This window comes from Segatella copri, from assembly GCF_024330485.1.
GTDB classification, from domain to species: Bacteria; Bacteroidota; Bacteroidia; order Bacteroidales; family Bacteroidaceae; genus Prevotella; species Prevotella copri_L.
In genome coordinates this window covers 1-1236 of the sequence record NZ_JANDWX010000092.1, presented here as the reverse complement: position 1 = coordinate 1236, position 1236 = coordinate 1, and the positions used below count along the sequence as shown (strand labels likewise).

Below are 1236 nucleotides of genomic sequence, written 5' to 3'. Positions count from 1 at the left end.
TCCAAAAGAACCAAAACCATTCCCACTTGAAGAAGAACGTGTATTTGAATTGCCTTTTTTATTGGACAGTAGTGAATTATGATAAATCGAGTTACTTCATTAAAATTGATTTATTATTGTAGCCATAGCCGATAATCTTGACATCTACTTTTGAATGGATTAAAGTTTGTGAACCTTGTATCTTGTATTGGAAGTAGATTGTATCTATTTTCTCTGTTGTGGCTATTTTGAGAGTTTTAACTTGATTGAATGTTTCCATTGTTGTCTTTTTGAATTTTTTATTGTCGCAAATAACCACTCTTTTTTTTACAATATATCCTCGTTGGTCTGTCTTGTATTCAATAGCAACGTATGCCTCCAAATTATTTTTTTGAAACTCAATAGGATATTTACATTTTCTTTTCAATTCGTTTATAAACAACTCTTTATTTCTATAGTCAGGATTACCTGTGCTTACTTGGCATACATCAAATAGTTGCGGAGATGTTTCCACAAGAGACACATTAGTATTGGAGTTGCATGAACCAAATACTACCAAAACTGTCAATAATATAATACCCACTAATTCTTTCATCTTTATTCTATATGATTTTATCTATGACTCCACTTTAAAAAGTGGATTAAATTTGAATTAAACTTCGCTGCTCTCCTTTTTTTTCTATTTTATCTGTCATATTTATATTCATTTTTCCAATATCACAAATTGTGACTTTGAACATTACCATATTTAACAGCATTCAAAGGTAGTGCTTTTAGCCTTTAAGCCACTATTGCACAACCCCTTTTAAAAAGAACGTAAATTTAATAGTTTTATTGCTATGATTGTAGTTTTATTAACTCACCCTGAAAGGGATATGCATAGTGTGTTGTATGCATTCCCTTCCAGGGTGATTTTTTATGGTTCATCCAAAAATTCGATGATTTCTGCTACTTGTTGCCGGGTGTAGAAGTGGGAAAACTATACTGAACAAAATGCAAATAAACTGCATTAAACTATAACAGTGATAGCATGACACAGTTTAGCTTACACTCTCGCTAACACACACTAATTCCTGTAGTACCATAATAAAAAATTCCACATAGAGTTTACTTTTGAATAGAATTTACGTAAATGACTAGATTTTTTGCCTGATTGACAAATATAGAATCTCCTTTTGCTTCATAAGAAAATAATGTATTATTATCCAAAAGTTTATCCTTACTAATCACAACAATTCTAACCAAAGGAATCCCTAA

1 protein-coding gene is annotated in these 1236 nt (G+C 30.7%); it reads right to left on the bottom strand.

What is annotated here, in order from left to right:
* Positions 1 to 91: 91 nt before the first annotated feature.
* The gene (locus NNC77_RS16460; RefSeq protein ID WP_200757864.1) at positions 92 to 574 is read right to left on the bottom strand and encodes an energy transducer TonB; all 483 of its coding nucleotides are present in this window, start codon (positions 572 to 574) and stop codon (positions 92 to 94) included.
* Positions 575 to 1236 lie beyond the last annotated feature (662 nt).